The organism is Enterococcus sp. VV15 (genome assembly GCF_005236045.1).
GTDB classification, from domain to species: Bacteria; Bacillota; Bacilli; order Lactobacillales; family Enterococcaceae; genus Enterococcus_B; species Enterococcus_B durans.
The window spans coordinates 1-17,010 of record NZ_QPTY01000038.1 but is presented as its reverse complement, the minus strand read 5'-3'; the positions used below and the strand labels follow the sequence as shown (position 1 = coordinate 17,010).

Here is a 17,010-nt window from a genome sequence, read left to right as displayed (position 1 = left end):
GCAACTCGCAATCGTCGTTTATTTGTGAGTTGTGTCGGCTTATTTTTGGACCATTGTCTTTTTGAATAGTGAACGGTCTCAAAAAAGATGTGCTATTTCTTTTGAGTGAGTAGTTGTCTAAAGGATTTGGAGAACTATTGAGCAAAAGTTTTACAAACGCTTCCTTTTTAGTTATAATGAATATGGCAACTTGTATATATAAGTTAACGATCAGTTGATTGGAGGCAAATCAATATGACATTCAAAGACAAAGTCATTTATCAAATTTATCCTAAATCTTATCGCGATAGCAATGGTGATGGGATTGGTGATCTAGCAGGCATCAAAGAAAAACTTCCTTATCTACATGAATTGGGAATTGATATGATCTGGTTGAACCCTATTTACCCAAGTCCGCAAAAAGATAATGGGTATGATATTTCCAATTATATTGCGATCGATCCTCTTTTTGGAACGATGGAGGAATTTGAATCATTAGTAGCTGAAGCTAAAAGTTATCAGATTGAAATCATGTTGGATATGGTATTGAATCATGTGTCGATTGAACATGAATGGTTTCAAAAAGCTTTAGCAGGTGATCCATTCTATCAAGATTTTTTTATTCTAAGAGATGAACCAACTGATTGGATATCTAAATTCGGTGGGAATGCTTGGGCTCCTTTTGGGGACACTGGCAAATACTACTTACATTTATATGACAAAACACAAGCAGACTTAAATTGGCGAAATGAAGCGGTCCAAGAAGAGTTATTCAAGGTCGTTCGTTTTTGGATGGGCAAAGGAGTCAAAGGCTTCCGTTTTGATGTTATCAATGTCATCGGAAAAGATGAAGTCTTGAAAAATAATTCAGAGAACCAAGGCAAACCAGAATACACGGATAAACCGATCACCCACACGTATCTTCAACGGTTGAATAAAGAAACATTTGGTCAAGACGCAGAGATCATCACTGTAGGCGAAATGAGTTCAACAACCGTTGAGAACTGCATTTTATATACAGAACCGAGTCGGAATGAACTTTCCATGGTTTTCAATTTTCATCATCTGAAAGTTGATTATGAAAATGGGGACAAGTGGACTACTCCGCCGTTTGATTTTGAAGAATTAAAACGATTGTTCCATACTTGGGGAGAAGAGATGAGTGCTGGGAATGGCTGGAATGCTTTATTTTTGAATAATCACGACCAACCGCGTGCACTGAACCGTTTTGTAGCAGTTGATGCCTACCGAAAACAAGGGGCAGAAATGCTAGCGACTATGATCCACTTAAATCGGGGAACGCCTTATATCTATATGGGCGAAGAAATCGGCATGATCGATCCTGACTTTGATTCGATTGCTGATTATGTGGATATCGAATGTTTAAATGCGTATCAGCTATTACTGGAAAAAGGCTTATCAGAAAAAGAAGCTTTCCGCCGGATCAAAGCCAAATCAAGAGATAATTCACGTACACCGATGCAGTGGACAGCCGATGAAAATGCTGGGTTTACATTGGGAAAACCATGGTTAAAGGTAGCAGAAAGCTATGGGGATATCAATGTTGAAAAAGAGCTTGCTTCTCCGCAATCTATTTTCAATTATTATCAAAAATTGATCCGATTGAGAAAGCAGTATCCAGTAATTGCCTTGGGAAGTTATCAGGCATACCAGCCGGAACATCCACAAGTATATAGTTTTTTACGGCAATATGAAGAAAAGAAAGTAATCGTATTTACTAATTTCTACGGCAAAGAAACTACTATTTCATTACCAGAAGAATTTTTAGACTCCAAGATATTGATCGATAATTACGATGGAACAATCGTTGAACGTGAGTTGAAATTGAAACCATATCAAGCTATTGCATTATTGAAAGAATAACTAGAAAAATACTCGAAATAGGTTACTTCAAAAAATAGTTCTTTATCCAGAAAGACGGATGAGTTGCGTAAGAGGTATAAATGAAGAGGCTAGGACAAAAGTAAGAAACACTTTTGTACCAGCCTCTTTTCAAAATCAACCTTTTTTTATTTTCATTATTAGTAGTCCTAAGCAAAAGATCACTAAAAAAACAACGTGATTGGAGCCCAAATTGCAATATATCCGCCGTAAAATAATGGGACAGAAACTATTGTCAGACAGCTAAACATGATTTGCAATCTAAAGATGATAACGATTTCTTTAGCGAGTTTACTCTCCGTTTTTTCACTCCAATAAAAATAAATTATTTTTATTATACGCTATTATGTTAATGCGAAGCAACCTACAATTCCCGCAATACTTGCTCCACCTACAGTTGCAAAACCAGTCACACAATCACCACATAACGCGGCACTAGTAATACACATTGCTGCACATGCACCAACGATAAGACCTGCTGTAAAGCCACCTACACCTGCAACAGCCATTAAACACTTAGTGGTTTTGTCAAAATTAACCCGAGCTAAGGCATCTAGCCCAGATTTGACGACAGCATTACTTCGGTACATAATGCTTATTTACTTTCTAGTAAATTCCCATTGAAGTATTGGTCAATTTTGCAACAGTTTTTATCACCTTTACTGTACAAAGTTTCTCCATAAAGAAAAATGTCATCATTATCAAAATAAACTGTAATACTACTGATCACTGGACTATATTTTTCTCCTACGATAGGGATAGAGGCAACAGTAATTTCATTCCCTTCATCCATTACTTTGATAGCATGGATATTGTTAAAATCTAAAGAAGTATTTGGTGAATGTTTTTTGATTTCTCCATTCTTTAAAGCGGATTTTGCCATTTCTGAATAATGATCAATGATAGTCGTGTCCTCAATATCTGTAATTTTCTTACTTAATTGGTTTGATTCTTGTAGTTTGTTCTGAAATTCTGGATCACTTATGGAATCAGAAAATGTTTCACCTAGTTTGAATGGTTCGGTTGTACTTAGAATTGAAGTTTTTTCTGTCACTGTTTCTGCAGCGTGAGCAGAAATAGCAGTTGGCGTAGTAACAGAAATTAAAAGTAGGCTGGCAAATGACAAGATTACAGATTTAAACTTTTCATGGGAATTCCTTCTTTCATAATTATAATATGATAATCCAATAGAGGTACATAGATGAAATAAAAAATTGATTCATTCCATCAATATTCGAAACTGATTTAAAAAGATAAAAAATTATCTTATGCTATAATGAAACTAAAAAAATCTCATAGAGTGTAAAGAACGGTATTTCAAAATTGAATCTGAAGGTTATATAACTTGTGAGCTTTATTTAGGATCCTTTAGCACTTAGATAGAGAGAATGAACTACGGCGATTCGACAATAACAACTTCCCAAGCTCCGCCTGGGAGAGGAACAGGAACATAAATCATATTAGTCTCCTTTCAAAATTGATAGCTTAAGTATAAAGTTGAATATAAAAATCTAGTGAAAATAAGTATTTTTTTGGCCTTTTGGAAAAAGGAATGAAAATATTATGGAAGAAGTCAATGTAAAAATTGGGTTTTTAATAGAAAAATTGAGAAAAGAGCAAATGCTGACGCAGGTTCAATTAGCGAAAGAAATAATGTCAAAAAACATCTTGTCATTTATTGAAACTGGATGGACAAAGATTTCTTTACCACAACTTTTGTTGCTATTAGATAAACTGAATGTTACCTTCTTTAAATTTGTCGCTTTATTACCACCGGATGTGACGGAAAATAAGAAGAAAAAATATATAAGTGATCGTTTACATTGAGTGTCTTATAGTAAAGAAAAGTATTTTGAAGTTTTAATAAATGAGTTAAATTTTTATTGTTTGACCTCTGATGATATTTACTATAAATTATTTTATCATCAAGCACGACTATTGACGGATATGAAAAAGAAAATTATCCTGACTTCAGCAGAACGTTCTGAAATAAAAGGATTATTTCAAAATGATTTTTGAAGGTGCGACGAATGGCATAGTGTACAATGGACTTTATTTATTAATTGTATGTACATTTTTGATAGTGAATTTATCTATCTCAATCTAAAAAAGAGGATTCATAAACTAAATCCATCTAAATCGAAAAGAGCAGATAAATACTTCAAAGATTATTTTCAAGCATTATTATCGAATGGAATGTTTTTATTTTAAAAAAGACAGAATATGGAATTGTCTAAAAACATGTTGTTCGAACTTAAAAAATCAAAAACTTAGTTACCATGAGCTTTATCTCAAAATAATGATTAATTTTTTTGAAGGGGGAATTCAACATCTAGAAACAAATGTGAGAAGTGAATATATTGAATCAACATTTCAAATTTTCATGATTGCAAAAGAGTACCAGCAAGCTGATGCATTAAAAAACTTCTTACACAGAATGAACATATATGACTATGACTCTTTATCTAAATGATATTAATATGAGACCTTTATAACTTTTTTCAAAAGTATTATTCTTAATTCTAAAAGAGAATGCTAATAACGATTTGATAATATACATGACTAAAAAATTGGTAGAACCCTTTACTTCCTATCTGTATAGCAAGTGATTTTGTGTTTCACTCACTTTATGAGTTCAACTAGGTCTAAAGACAGTAATAATGAAATATGGGACTAATGAATTCAACTAACTGTAACAAGCTAATTTGTAGAGATCTTTATTATAAGACGTGTAGGAGTATAACTAGGAGAATGACTATACAAGTAATTGTCATTTCAATAATGTCTTCTAATTTTCGTGTACTTTTAAAGAAAGACCAGAATCAGTTGAAAAAAAGCTAGTATGATAGTTAAGTGGAATAAAATTTCTTACTAATATTTCTAACAACAAGAGATAAAATGGCCAGTTTGGTGTGATTTCTCTATGAAAAAGTGCTCAAGCTACTGCAATCCCATAGGTTAGAAACTGAACGATTTTAACAATAAAAAATCTTTTGTAATTTTTCAAGGCGGGTTCCTCCTACCCAATTTTGGTCTATTAATCGTAACATTTTTTTGGCAGAATCATTCATAGAACATATCATTCTCTCGTAGTTTATTTTGTCGTGATTTAATCATACTAGATTTTAATACCTAAAATGAAAAATGGGGCTAAAGAATCAACTCTGATTCTTCAGCCCCATTTTTCATAGAGACAAAAGTTTTAGTTCTCTTTACTCAGTAGGATTATCTCATTTTTGTCCCTAACTTATAGTTATTCTTTATCTAGGTAATCTTTTTCTGAAAAATCTGCTTTTTGATAAACACCTTGATCACCGTAGAACTTGTTGTAGCGTTGCTTGAATTTCCTAAAAGTAAAGACGACAAGCAATTTGATCAGCGTGTAGATCGGAATACCAAAAATGACACCCATAAGTCCTAACAAATCACCCATAACTAGTAGAACGATCAGGATCGTAATCGGATGGATCTGTAAACGATTGCCCATCACTCGCGGAACGACTAGATCACCATGGAGTAGTTGCACGATAAACCAGACAATGATAAATTTTATCGCCATAAACGTTGAATCCTGGAAGGCAATAAATAGACCAGGAAAGAAGGCGATAAAAGGACCGATATAGGGAATAATACATAGAATACCGGCAGCAATCGCTAATATACTTGCGAATTCTAAACCAAGCAATAAAAAAGTCACCCAATAGACAGCACCTAAAATGAAGGAAGCAATGATTTGTCCTTTCAAAAATGCACCAAGTTGCTGATTGGCGATTTTTGTCAATGTTTGAAAATCCGTACGGAATTTCGGTGGAACGATCCCTAGGACTGATTGATAAAATTTATGAGGATCTTTCAATAGGAAAAAGGCAATGATCGGACCAGTAAATAATGTAATAAAAGTAGTGGTGACTGCTGAAAAGATGTTTCCTAAACTCTCAGCCCCGCTTTCCCAATAATCTCCAATAAAGGAGGTGAAATTTGAAGTAAGATCATCAATAGATGAAAAAAATTGATTGAATGAATCTGAAAATGGTGTTTGCGCCAAAAATTGTTTTAGCGTCTGCTGAAAATCAGCGAATAAGTCCGGGAAACTCGCAATCAGTGTTTCAGCCTGCTGCTGCAGAAATGGGATCAGCCAGATGCTTCCTAGTCCGATCAGCATCAAAATAACGATATAAACAATAATCACTGATAGATTTCTGGATAGTTTTTTATTCAAACGTTTGATTAAAGGATCTAATAAATAATATAGAATTAAAGCAAATAAAACGGGTGGTAAGGCAGTAGCAAAAATCACAATAAATGGTTTAAAAACAAAGCCAATCTTTTGGAAAATGTAGATGACTAAAGCCAACATGATCAATAAACCTAAAACATAGTAAGAAGTTTTTCCCCCTAAAAACCGTATGAACCGTGAATTTTCTTTGGATTTATTTTCCACTTTTTTTCTCCTTTCTAATAAGTCAGAACATCTCAAACAAGTAAGTTCATAAAAATTTTACTAAAGTGAGAGATGATTTATTTCATTATAGTCGGAAATAGGGCCAAAAAGAAAATGATAAAGGTTCGGATGTTTAAATCAACGATTAAATAACCAAAAAACACTTGACCTATGTTTTAGAGATATGCTAAATTTATTCTTGCTATTAAAACGCAATGATTACGATTTAATAGAGTTAATCGTAAAAGAAAAAAGAAAGAAGATGAGAAGGAGTGTAACAAAGATGAGACGTTTGATTGGTTTGTTAAGTGGGGTATTATTAGTTGGCCTCCTTGCTAGTTGTGGAAGTAGCCAAGAAACTGGGGAAAATGAAGAGCTGCAAGTGTTGACAACCTTTTACCCAATGTATGAGTTCACTAAAGAAATCGTTGGGAAAGAAGGAAATGTGGAATTATTGATCCCCGCAGGAACAGATTCACATGATTATGAACCATCCGCTAAGGACATGACTAAAATCCAAAATGCAGATGTATTTGTCTATAATGATGAAAATATGGAAACATGGGTTCCAGCAATTCAAGAAACCTTGCAGGAAGGGAAGGTATTGTCGATCAAAGCAACAGAAGGAATGCTTTTATTGGCAGATAGTGAAGACGGACATGATCATACTCATGAAGAGGAGGGGCATACCCACGAATTAGACCCTCATGTTTGGTTGGCGCCAAGTTTAGCAGTGAAACAGGTTCAGACGATACGAAATGAATTGATAAAACAATACCCAGAAAAAGAGGAAGTTTTTACAAGTAATGCGGAGAACTATCTAACAAAACTACAAAACCTACACCAAAAATATCAAAATACCTTGGGTCAAGCAAAACAAAAATCGTTTGTTACACAACATGCAGCGTTCAACTATTTAGCATTAGAGTATGGGCTAAAGCAAGTGGCAGTTACGGGCTTATCTTCAAGTGAAGAACCTTCGGCTTCTCGAATAGCAGAATTAAAGGAATTCGTAACGGAACATGGGATCAGCACTATCTATTTCGAAGAAAATACGAAAGGTAGTATTGCTAAAACACTAGCGAATGAAACAGGAGTTTCTTTAGAGGTACTTAATCCGTTGGAAGGATTGACGAAGGAACAAATGGCACAGGGAGAAAACTACCTTTCGATCATGGAGAAAAATCTGAGAGCGTTACAAAAAACGACTGAAACAGAGAACCACCTTGAAGATAGATGGGAACAGGAAGAAAAGACCATATACAATGGCTACTTTGAAGATTCGGCGGTTAAAGACCGTACGTTATTGGATTGGAACGGTGCGTGGCAGACAGTAGATACTTATCTTGAAAATGGAATACTAGATCCAGTTTTTGAATACAAGGCAAAAGTGAATCCAGAAAAGACGGCTAAAGAGTATAAAGAATACTATAAAGTTGGCTATCACACAGATGTCGCAAAGATAACGATCAAGGGGAACGAGTTGACATTTACATTTAAAAATGGCGAAGTGAAAAAAGCAGAATACCGTTACAGTGACAAAAAAGTGTTGGATTATCAGGCAGGTAACCAAGGTGTACGCTATCTATTTGAGGCGAAAGAACCACAAAATAGTGTGTATCGCTATATTCAATTCAGTGATCATTCAATTGAACCAAGTGATTCAGAACATTTCCATATCTATTTAGGAAATGAGAGTCAAGAGAAGTTATTAGAAGAAATGGAGAATTGGCCGACTTTTTATCCAGCGCAAATGAATGGTCAGGAAATTGCACAAGAAATGATGTTACATTAACGTATGCTATAGTGCATTAAAAAATAAGAGCGTAGGACAAAAGTAAGAAACACTTTTATCTTATTCTTTAAAAACGAATAAACGGTGGGAGCAGAAGCAACTCCTTCTTAAATAAGCCGAAATTCACAAAAATTTGAACAGCAATTTTCGTGAATTTCTTCTTATTTAAGAAGGAGTTAAACACTTCTGTCCCAGCCTCTTATTTTGTTTTTTTCTAAGTTGCAATAATGAAAGGAGATGATTATAAAGTTAAGAAATCAGTTTTTTTAGACCACGGACAGAAGCGGGGATCACTTCACCATTAGCTAAAGTGATTTCACGGGTCTTCTTATTGATCGTCCGAACATTTTGTGTATTGATCACATAAGACTTATGACAGCGAATAAAATTCTGATTCATTTTTTCGATTTCTTTGATTTTATCGTAAAATTGCATTTGCGCATGTGTTAAATGGACTTCTAATTTATGCGGTGTACCGGGTGACGTTGAAAAATATTGAATATCTTTGATTGGTAAAAACTTTATTTCATCGTTGAATTCAATTTTAAAAATATCTTTTTGAAGAGGTGTAGTTTGGACATCCTCGAAAATCTTGCTCAAAATTCGTTCGACGTTTTCTTTTAAGTCAAAGACATCTTCTTTGATAATATAATCAGTTGGTTCGATATTGCTTTTCAGGATAGTCATCGAAAGATCCGTATGGGAAGTCACATAGATGATTTTTCCTAATGGATCGAGATCCCGTATATGTTTGCCGATCATGATACCGTCTAGCTCGCTATCTTTTAATTCAATGTCTAAAAAATAAATGCCAAAAGATGAGGTGCGAACTCTAGCAGCTTGAAGAAGTTCCATTGGATCGGAAGTAGCTACATGGACATAACTATCCAAATTTTCAATCATGATTCGATTTTTGATTACAGCAGAGATTACTTCTAATTGCTTCATGTCATCTTCGCAAATATAAATGGGAATCATAAATTTACTCCTTTATTTCATTTGTATATAAATCGTTTGAGAAAAACGTTGGTTTTCAATCGAAGTTTCCAAAAAGATATAAGGATTTAGCTTGGTTAATTCATCAAGGATGAATAATCCCAACCCTTCATTTTTTGGATTGCTTTTAGTTGAAAAGCCTTGTTGTTTCAGTTTGTTCAGGGGAAGAGTATTCAAAGTAGTATTTATTACACGGATAATCACTGAGTTATTCTTTTTAAGTACGATCAATTCTATTTTTTTCTTTTTAGTAATCGAAGCACCTTCAATAGCATTATCTAATATAATCCCTAACATACGAACAAGGTGGACCGTATGCTTTTTATCAAGCTTGATCTCATCAGGAAATACAAGTTGAACAGACAAGCCTTTTTCTTGCGCCATCATAAGCTTCAAAGAAAGCAAACTTCTTATATCCCGATTCTTCATATTGTCTAAAAGACTGAGATTAGCTGGGAAAAGTTGCATCATTTGCCGAGTAGGTAAGATATTTTGATCATAATACTTTCGTAATCCGTCAAGATCCCCATCCTCAAGATAGCTATTCATCGAAAAAAGTAAGTTCTGATAGTCATGCTTAAATTCCCGTAAATCTTGGTAGTTCTTTTCAAGATCTTTGATATAGTCTTGTTGAAGTTGGATCCGTTGTTCTAATAGTTGATCTGCCATTTTTTTATTCGAAATTTTCCAATAGTAGACAAGGATGATTACACCAAAACAAAGATAAAATATAAAGAAACTGGTATTTAAAGCTAAGACTTCAGGAGTTTCGCCAGAAAAACGGGTGTAAAAGATAATGATATAGTATGTAAATAATATCAATGTACCAATTATGCCAATCATTCGACGATCTAATCCATAGAATCTCTCTAAAGCTTTCTTAAAGCTAAATGCTAGTAAGGCTGACAAAACAGCAGATACGACAATATGAAAGTATTGTAAAGAATCTCCAGGTTCAATCACCGCTGATTCCAAAATAAAAAAATCACTGATGCTAGCCAAATGATCTCCTAAAAGTGATGTCAGAAGTCCCCAAGGAAGTGCATAAATCAACCGTTGCGGTGAAGATGCAAAGAAGAAAAATGTAAGCATCAGCATTCCAATAGCAAATAAGGCAGTATAAATCCCTAAAGTTGGATAAATAAAACCTAGTAAGAAACAAGATAGCAGGATGACTCCTGTAAAAAAGATTTTATTTTTAATTTGGTGTTCAATGAGTAATATACAAATCGTATAAATCAAGTATTGCAACGCTATGGACCATAAAAACATAAAGTACCGCTCCCGTTGATTTTTTCCAAATTATAGCATAATTAGTTAATTATTTTTTTAATTTTTCAGGGATTTTAAATTCTGAGCTCATACCGAAGCAGCAGCCAGATACAAAAAAGTCAGATAAGTTGGTAAGTTGCTTAATGATTGTTTTTTTCATAAAAAATTCCTCCAAGATTCATTAGATAGTTTGTAATTGGAAGCAACGTAGCTATTTCTAAAACAATCCCGAGAAGCAAGTAAGTAGAAAAGTAAGAATTAGCAAAAAATAAGATCAGAAGTGTGAATACAACAAACATGAAAATTGCTTTTTTCAATAAAGGTGGGCGTTTTTCTGGTTCAATGGGATTAATAGCTGTACCTCTTGATCCATAGCGAAGCAATAATAAAAAGCAGCTGACTAATAAAAAGACCATCCATGGGAAGGAGACAGTCAATTCAAAATGTTTCATCAGAAGTGGAACGCCCCACAAATAAAGCAAAGTCCAAAGTAGGCAGACAAATTCAGAATCAGAGTGAAGTCCATATGCATATCTACGAATACAGATATAGGAAAGAAAAGTTATTCCTGTTTCGCTCCATGAGCCAGTCGCTAAAGCAAAGACTAGCACAACTGCTAATTTCCCTAGGTTGTTCATCAGCACTTCAAGAGCAAACTTAACTTGGATATAAACCATATCTTCTTCTGTTTTTTCACCACTGAATAATGTCTCCAATAATTTGTTCACAACTTTATTTTTCATCTAACGTACCTCCGACTAATATTCTATGTCAAAAAGGGTCAAAATAGAGTTTTGATTCATAAAAGGTTGTTTTGGGGTCAAAATCGTAAAAAATAATACTCCCTTTTTTGAATGAATGGACAGTCCACTTTTTCACAGAGAAACCAAAAAATGAACAGTTTTGACATGAAAAGAACCGTTTAGGAGTTTATTGTGTTATTTCTTCAATTTTGTGGTAAATATTTAATAGTCTTTATAAAAGGTTTGGGAGGGATTTTTTATGGAAAATGAACAATTATTTGAAGTTGGAGAGACATATGCATTTAAATCCGATTTATTTGGTGCGCCTGTTAAAGGAGAAATTGAGAAGGTTTACGAAAATAGTGTGATGATTCGTGTAATCAATTGTGCGATGGAAGATAATGATACTGCGCACAACCTTCAATGGCAACTGGTGGTTCGGAAATCAAGTGCTGTGACAGAATGAAAAATAAATCAATAATGGAAGAATAGACTGATATTCGTGAGCAAATAAAACGAAGCAATCAGTCTATTTTTGTTGTTAAAGATTTAACAATGATACTTTTATTTCTCTGATCAGCGTAGTAGAATGAAAAACGTATCGAACATACATAACGTTTGTGTCATGTGAAACAGATGTAAGATAAGAATAAGTTTCGGCCATGGTCGATAACTCAAAAAAGAAAGGTGGCAAACAAACATGATTATAGTAGCTGGTACGATCGGTGCAGGAAAGAGTACACTCACAGAAATGCTTGCGCGCAACTTAGAAACGAAACCATTCTATGAAAATGTAGAGGATAATGAGGTACTGCCACTTTTTTATTCAAATCCAGATAAGTATGCTTTTCTATTGCAAATTTTCTTTCTAAATAAACGATTCATGGCAATCAAAGATGCGTTCAGCCATGATGATAATGTGTTAGATCGTTCAATCTACGAAGATAGCCTACTGTTCCATTTAAATGCAGATCTAGGCAGAGTCTCTCAAGAGGAAGTCGCGCAATATCAAGGATTGCTCGAAACAATGCTCAAAGAATTAGAAGCTGTTGCGCCACCAAAAAAGCCGGATCTGTTAGTCTATATCCGTGTTTCCTTCGAAACGATGTTAGCACGTATCAAAAAAAGAGGACGAATCTACGAACAACTAGAACAAGACCCTGAGTTATATGCGTATTATCAAGAGTTGAATCGCCGCTATGAAGAATGGTATGAAAGTTTTGATATCTGTCCAAAAATGGTGATCGATGGGGATAAATATGATTTTGTCGAAGACCCATCCGCAGGGGAAGAAATCGTTCGTTTGATTAACCATCACACAAAAAAAATAGAAGAAAGAGCGTTAGAAATGCCCGCTCGTTACACAACAGATCGTGAAAAGGTGAAAGGAATCTTTTCATAAGAAAAATATGAGGTGTCAGTCACTTAACAAGGGACTCACATCTCATATTTTTATTTTTTTACTATGAAAGGATTTTGACGATAAAAGTGCCAAAGTTGAACGCTTTGGGTAATTGCAATGATCAAAAATAAAACAGAGACTAATAAAATGGAGAACGTATTGAATAAATGATGAAAAAAGACTTGAACGATTGCACCTGCGATAAATGCAAGTACCACTGTAAGAAAATGGATGAACCGATCAAATTCTGCTTTTTCTCTTGTTACCCAATAGTCGTAGAGATTCGTTGCTACCCCTTTTAAGTTTCCTGTTGTGAATAGATTCGTGTAGGCACGTCCATCGATTTTGTCAAAGGCAAGCCATTGGATTGCAGCGGTGAAAGCAATCATGATTGTTACAAGTGCAGGATGAGCATTGATCGAGGGCAGACTGACTAAGAAAAAGATCGCTGCTTCATAATAGAGAACAAATAGTCGCCAAAAGTGCTTTTCTTTTTTCTGGAAATAGTTAATCAGAAATTTTGTAAGTAAAATACCCAAAAAGAAAAACAGCGTAGAAAGAACCTTCTTGCCGACGCTTAGCCATTCTCCATCGAAACTTTGGATAATCGCTAAAACGATATTGCCGGTTTGAGCTGAAGCAAAAGCATTGTATTGGATATAAGTGTAACTATCCATAGCACCGCCAATAAAGGTTAGCAAAAGACCAATCGTACGTCCTTCGTGGAATGAAGTATTCATTTTTATTTCACCTTCAACTGAGATATATTTTCTTTATTATATTACCACATCATTCTTTTATTTTTCGGAAATATTAAAGATTATTTTCAGAAAAAAATCTACTCGCTAAAGCCGTTTTATTTTTGTGTAAGGTCTGTTAGTATAAAGGAAACGAATCAGAACTTAAATGAACAGAAAGATGGGAAAAGCTATCAATCAAGGAAACGAAAAAGAAATTCTTCGTTTGCAAAGAGAACTCAAACATTGGGAAAAAAAGTACAGCAAGCTCCAACAAATTTTCCGGATGCAAGAAGAAATCATTGCAAGTTATGAGGCAGCTTATGGCGAAGCTCCAGGCCTGATCGACGAAGAAAAAGAAGATAATGGAAGCCATTCATTTTTCGATATGATGGAAAAACGTTCGTATAATCGATTTAATCAAGAACAAAAAGCGGCAATCACCTACAACATGGAGAAAAATTTGCGGATTATTGCTGGAGCCGGAAGTGGCAAGACGCAGACGATTTGTGCAAAGGCCGTTTACTTGATGACACAAGAACAAGTAGAAGAGCAACGGATATTGATGATTACTTTTACAAGAAATGCGGCAAATGAATTAAAAAAACGCGTAGATAATTTTAGTCAACGTAAGACTAATGTGCATATCGGCACATTTCACAGCATTTTTTTCCGTTTGTACAATGACATCCAAAGACGTTTTCCTGAAATAACGGCAACAGGGATACAAGGGGAATTTTCTAAAGATACTTCTTATAGGATCAATGGCATACTCCAACAGCTGATCCGTAAGTATAATCTATATGCATTTGATCAGTCGGGAGAAAAAACGATTTCGGCAAGATTGGATTATTGGCAGAATATGAATTTGTCGATTGAGGAAATCGTTGAAGTAATCCAGGACAAATTTGACTCGCTTGAACAAAAAGCAACAAAACCGATTTCTGAGCGAATGAAGTATCTCATGTCTGAACTCCAAGAACAAAAAAAAGAACAGAAGCTATTTGAATTCAATGATGTATTGCAAAATTTAAAATCTGCACTACAAGATGAAGCGGTCAGACGATATGTCGGTGAAAAATATGATTACCTATTTATCGATGAATTTCAAGACACGAATCCATTGCAATGGGAAATCGTACGTTTGATCACGAAAGATAGCCATATCAAGTTGATCGTAGTCGGGGATGATGATCAAAGTATCTATGGATTTAGAGGGTCAGAGCCTTCTTATATCAAAAATTTTGATCAAGAGTACCTCACAAAGACCCTATTTTTACTGACTAATTATCGTTCCCGCGCTGCAATCGTTCAAGGTGCGAATCGATTGATCACATTCAATAAGAACGATCGCATTCCCAAAGCAATGGTTCCAGCACAAAAAGAAACTGGTATTATGAGTGCTCTGTCTTTTGAAAATACACAAACTGAAAGTAAATGGATCATCAAACAGATCCATTCCTTTATAAAAAGCAATGGGAAGTATAAAGAGTCGATCGTGTTATATCGTTCGTTATCACAAACGCAACAGTTAGTCCAAGACCTCCTACAAACAGAAATTCCATTTGTATTGGAAGCAGATGGGCAATATGAAGGAGTATTTGGTATACGGACTTTTCAACAGTTTTACCAGAAATTAGTACTTTGGTACGAAGCGCCTACGCAGCAGAAAAAAAATCATGCGTATAAGCAGTTATTGCATCAGCTAATGATGAACTGCTATCTGAAAAAAGCTGAATGTGATTTCTTTTTTTCAAATGAGAATAAGAAAAAAGATATCATAAACTATCTCTTGGCAGTGAGTCCTAATATGAAATCAAAGGAAAAAGAACTACGCTCTTTTATTGGAGAAATCAACGCTCTTGAAAAAAATGAGAACCATAAGATTGAATCATTGATAAAAGGTTTTCTAAAATTGCTGAAACCTGCTAAAGAAATGGATGGTACGGAAAAAGAATGGTTGTCCGAGACTATCAAAAAATATCCGACACTGACTCAACTAATGGGCTTAGAGAAAGAAACACAAGTACTAGCAAAGCAATTAAAAATCCGCCTGACTGCTTATCGTCAAGGAAAACTGGATGCATTGTGCATCCAAAGCATTCATCGAAGTAAAGGATTGAGCTATCGGAATGTCTTTTTGATTGGTTGCAATGAAGGACTGATCCCTTATAATGGAGCAACTGAAAAAAATGCTTTAAGCAACAAACAAATAAAGGCAGAACATCTAACTACTATAGAAGAAGAACGACGCCTCTTTTATGTGGCGATGACAAGAGCAAGGAATCGACTGTATCTGTGTATTCCTTTGATGAAGGGAACACGTCGATTAAAACCCTCAAGATTTATTAGAGAAACTGGTTGTAAAATTAAAAAACAATCGATATATAACTGAAAAGAGCAAGGATATAAATTTTTTTGTTTATATTCTTGCTTTTTTCTTTATTTTTATAAAAAAAGATTATAACTAGATAATAATAGAAAATGCTGATATACTAAGCACTCTACAGATATAGATTACTAAAGTTAAAAAAAACATGAATTTTATAGCTAATAATTGGTATTTTTTATGAGATTCAGTTAGAATGGGATTATAATTAAAAAAGAGTGAGAAAATGATAAAAGTATACACTTCACCTAGCTGTACTTCCTGCAGAAAGGCTCGCGCATGGTTGCAAGCTAATCGATTAGATTTTGAAGAGAAAAATATTTTTGCCGACCCGATAACAGAGAGTGAAATCCGTGAAATTCTTGCAGCTACTGAAGGAGGAGTTGAAGATATTATTTCTACTCGCTCAAAAATATATGAAAAGTTGGCTATCGATTTTAATGAATTGTCCTTGAAGCAAATGATTGTTCTCTTCAAAGAATATCCATCATTGCTAAGAAGACCGATCTTAATAGATGAAAAAAGAATATTGATTGGATTCAATGAAGATGAAATTCGTTCATTTGTTCCAAGAGAAATCCGCTCCGTCGCGCGTAATTTGATTTATATGCAGAACAGTATTTTTAGCTAAAAAGGAGGGGCCTTGTGAGAATGAAAGTGAAAATCTACGGTTCACTGCATTGTGTGACGTGTCTAAAAGCCAAGAATTGGTTAGAATCCAATCAACTGACGTATCAGTTCATTGATTTGGAACAACAGGAATTAACCATGACCGAAGCAGAAGAGTTATGTAACTTTGATGAAATGCACGCTGAACAATTATTCGTCACTTGGTCGGAAGCCTTTAAAGATATTCAAGTGGATTTAACTTCAATCAGTAAAAAACAATTAGCTCTATTGTGTAAACAATATAAAGAGCTGTTGAGACGACCTTTGATTATTATTGATGAAGTTCTATTTGTTGGATACAACGAACAACTAATGGAACAATTGATTTTAAGTGAATAGTAAAAACGAAGAGGAATAGATACTATATTAGAGGAAGTGGCAACTGCTCATTTCCTTTTTTGTTGGGAAGAAGAGGAGAGTAACTAAATTGAGAGTAAATTTGTATTGACATGTGCAAATTTACATGATATATTCATTTCTGTTGTTTTTATTAGACTTTTTTCTTTTTTGAAACGTTCAAAAAACAATGAAAAAAATTCTTGACGTGTGGGTGACCACATGATAAGATAACTAAGTCGTTTAAAAAGAACCTATTGAAAAGCTTGATTTAATCAAGAAAAACTTCAAAAAAGTTCTTGACAAATAACAAAAGATAAGTTATGATATACGAGTTGCTGAAAGATTT

General features: G+C 34.4%; 15 protein-coding genes. 8 read left to right on the top strand and 7 right to left on the bottom strand.

Annotated features, from left to right (window positions below):
• Positions 1 to 234 precede the first annotated feature (234 nt).
• Positions 235 to 1,863, top strand: a complete 1,629-nt coding sequence (treC, locus tag DVW83_RS12000; RefSeq protein ID WP_104661662.1) for an alpha,alpha-phosphotrehalase — start codon at positions 235 to 237, stop codon at positions 1,861 to 1,863.
• Between the two features lie 362 nt (positions 1,864 to 2,225).
• Here treC and DVW83_RS11995 read toward each other — a convergent pair whose 3' ends face one another.
• Positions 2,226 to 2,471: a hypothetical protein gene (locus DVW83_RS11995; RefSeq protein WP_104661661.1), complete on the bottom strand. Its 246-nt coding sequence runs from the start codon at positions 2,469 to 2,471 to the stop codon at positions 2,226 to 2,228.
• Between the two features lie 5 nt (positions 2,472 to 2,476).
• Entirely contained in the window at positions 2,477 to 3,007 is a 531-nt protein-coding gene (locus DVW83_RS11990; RefSeq protein WP_104661660.1) for a hypothetical protein, read from the bottom strand.
• A 437-nt stretch (positions 3,008 to 3,444) separates the two neighbouring features.
• On the opposite strand from DVW83_RS11990, the gene DVW83_RS11985 reads away from it, so the two are divergent.
• Positions 3,445 to 3,708 (top strand): helix-turn-helix domain-containing protein, encoded by a 264-nt coding sequence (locus DVW83_RS11985; RefSeq protein WP_104661659.1) that lies wholly within the window; start codon positions 3,445 to 3,447, stop codon positions 3,706 to 3,708.
• A 1,426-nt stretch (positions 3,709 to 5,134) separates the two neighbouring features.
• On the opposite strand, the gene DVW83_RS11975 is transcribed toward DVW83_RS11985, so the two are convergent.
• Complete coding sequence (locus DVW83_RS11975) at positions 5,135 to 6,322, bottom strand: AI-2E family transporter (RefSeq protein WP_104661657.1); 1,188 nt, start codon at positions 6,320 to 6,322, stop codon at positions 5,135 to 5,137.
• Between the two features lie 283 nt (positions 6,323 to 6,605).
• Between DVW83_RS11975 and DVW83_RS11970 the strand changes: the two genes are divergently transcribed.
• Positions 6,606 to 8,117, top strand: a complete 1,512-nt coding sequence (locus DVW83_RS11970; protein WP_104661656.1) for a zinc ABC transporter substrate-binding protein AdcA — start codon at positions 6,606 to 6,608, stop codon at positions 8,115 to 8,117.
• A gap of 249 nt (positions 8,118 to 8,366) precedes the next feature.
• Here DVW83_RS11970 and DVW83_RS11960 read toward each other — a convergent pair whose 3' ends face one another.
• The 3 genes from DVW83_RS11960 to DVW83_RS11950 all read right to left on the bottom strand — a co-directional run bounded on the left by DVW83_RS11960 (position 8,367) and on the right by DVW83_RS11950 (position 11,128).
• Positions 8,367 to 9,095, bottom strand: a complete 729-nt coding sequence (locus DVW83_RS11960) for a LytR/AlgR family response regulator transcription factor (RefSeq protein ID WP_104661944.1) — start codon at positions 9,093 to 9,095, stop codon at positions 8,367 to 8,369.
• Between the two features lie 12 nt (positions 9,096 to 9,107).
• Positions 9,108 to 10,385 carry an ATP-binding protein gene (locus DVW83_RS11955; RefSeq protein WP_104661945.1) on the bottom strand — a complete coding sequence of 426 codons (1,278 nt, stop codon included), beginning with the start codon at positions 10,383 to 10,385 and terminating at the stop codon, positions 9,108 to 9,110.
• A gap of 140 nt (positions 10,386 to 10,525) precedes the next feature.
• A complete protein-coding gene (locus DVW83_RS11950; RefSeq protein WP_005877500.1) occupies positions 10,526 to 11,128 on the bottom strand; it encodes an accessory gene regulator B family protein in 603 nt (200 codons plus the stop codon).
• A gap of 259 nt (positions 11,129 to 11,387) precedes the next feature.
• On the opposite strand from DVW83_RS11950, the gene DVW83_RS11945 reads away from it, so the two are divergent.
• A complete protein-coding gene (locus DVW83_RS11945; protein WP_104661946.1) occupies positions 11,388 to 11,594 on the top strand; it encodes a hypothetical protein in 207 nt (68 codons plus the stop codon).
• A 234-nt stretch (positions 11,595 to 11,828) separates the two neighbouring features.
• Positions 11,829 to 12,530, top strand: a complete 702-nt coding sequence (locus DVW83_RS11940; RefSeq protein ID WP_104661947.1) for a deoxynucleoside kinase — start codon at positions 11,829 to 11,831, stop codon at positions 12,528 to 12,530.
• Between the two features lie 50 nt (positions 12,531 to 12,580).
• On the opposite strand, the gene DVW83_RS11935 is transcribed toward DVW83_RS11940, so the two are convergent.
• Positions 12,581 to 13,270, bottom strand: coding sequence for a YoaK family protein (locus DVW83_RS11935; RefSeq protein WP_104661948.1), 690 nt, complete (start codon positions 13,268 to 13,270; stop codon positions 12,581 to 12,583).
• Positions 13,271 to 13,448: 178 nt separating this feature from the next.
• On the opposite strand from DVW83_RS11935, the gene DVW83_RS11930 reads away from it, so the two are divergent.
• The 3 genes from DVW83_RS11930 (at position 13,449) to DVW83_RS11920 (ending at position 16,664) form a co-directional block, all read left to right on the top strand.
• Positions 13,449 to 15,662, top strand: a complete 2,214-nt coding sequence (locus DVW83_RS11930) for an ATP-dependent helicase (RefSeq protein ID WP_104661949.1) — start codon at positions 13,449 to 13,451, stop codon at positions 15,660 to 15,662.
• Positions 15,663 to 15,882: 220 nt separating this feature from the next.
• Positions 15,883 to 16,287 (top strand): Spx/MgsR family RNA polymerase-binding regulatory protein, encoded by a 405-nt coding sequence (locus tag DVW83_RS11925; RefSeq protein ID WP_081134225.1) that lies wholly within the window; start codon positions 15,883 to 15,885, stop codon positions 16,285 to 16,287.
• 20 nt (positions 16,288 to 16,307) lie between these two features.
• A complete protein-coding gene (locus DVW83_RS11920; RefSeq protein ID WP_005877513.1) occupies positions 16,308 to 16,664 on the top strand; it encodes an ArsC/Spx/MgsR family protein in 357 nt (118 codons plus the stop codon).
• Positions 16,665 to 17,010: the final 346 nt, after the last annotated feature.

Coding starts and splice junctions, on each gene's coding strand:
- DVW83_RS11985 (WP_104661659.1), top strand. CDS start 3,445: ATGGAAGAAGTCAATGTAAAAATTGGGTTTTTAATAGAAAAATTGAGA.
- DVW83_RS11995 (WP_104661661.1), bottom strand. CDS start 2,471: ATGTACCGAAGTAATGCTGTCGTCAAATCTGGGCTAGATGCCTTAGCT.
- DVW83_RS11935 (WP_104661948.1), bottom strand. CDS start 13,270: ATGAATACTTCATTCCACGAAGGACGTACGATTGGTCTTTTGCTAACC.
- DVW83_RS11930 (WP_104661949.1), top strand. CDS start 13,449: ATGGGAAAAGCTATCAATCAAGGAAACGAAAAAGAAATTCTTCGTTTG.
- DVW83_RS11960 (WP_104661944.1), bottom strand. CDS start 9,095: ATGATTCCCATTTATATTTGCGAAGATGACATGAAGCAATTAGAAGTA.
- DVW83_RS11945 (WP_104661946.1), top strand. CDS start 11,388: ATGGAAAATGAACAATTATTTGAAGTTGGAGAGACATATGCATTTAAA.
- DVW83_RS11955 (WP_104661945.1), bottom strand. CDS start 10,385: ATGTTTTTATGGTCCATAGCGTTGCAATACTTGATTTATACGATTTGT.
- DVW83_RS11950 (WP_005877500.1), bottom strand. CDS start 11,128: ATGAAAAATAAAGTTGTGAACAAATTATTGGAGACATTATTCAGTGGT.
- DVW83_RS11970 (WP_104661656.1), top strand. CDS start 6,606: ATGAGACGTTTGATTGGTTTGTTAAGTGGGGTATTATTAGTTGGCCTC.
- treC (WP_104661662.1), top strand. CDS start 235: ATGACATTCAAAGACAAAGTCATTTATCAAATTTATCCTAAATCTTAT.
- DVW83_RS11925 (WP_081134225.1), top strand. CDS start 15,883: ATGATAAAAGTATACACTTCACCTAGCTGTACTTCCTGCAGAAAGGCT.
- DVW83_RS11940 (WP_104661947.1), top strand. CDS start 11,829: ATGATTATAGTAGCTGGTACGATCGGTGCAGGAAAGAGTACACTCACA.
- DVW83_RS11920 (WP_005877513.1), top strand. CDS start 16,308: ATGAAAGTGAAAATCTACGGTTCACTGCATTGTGTGACGTGTCTAAAA.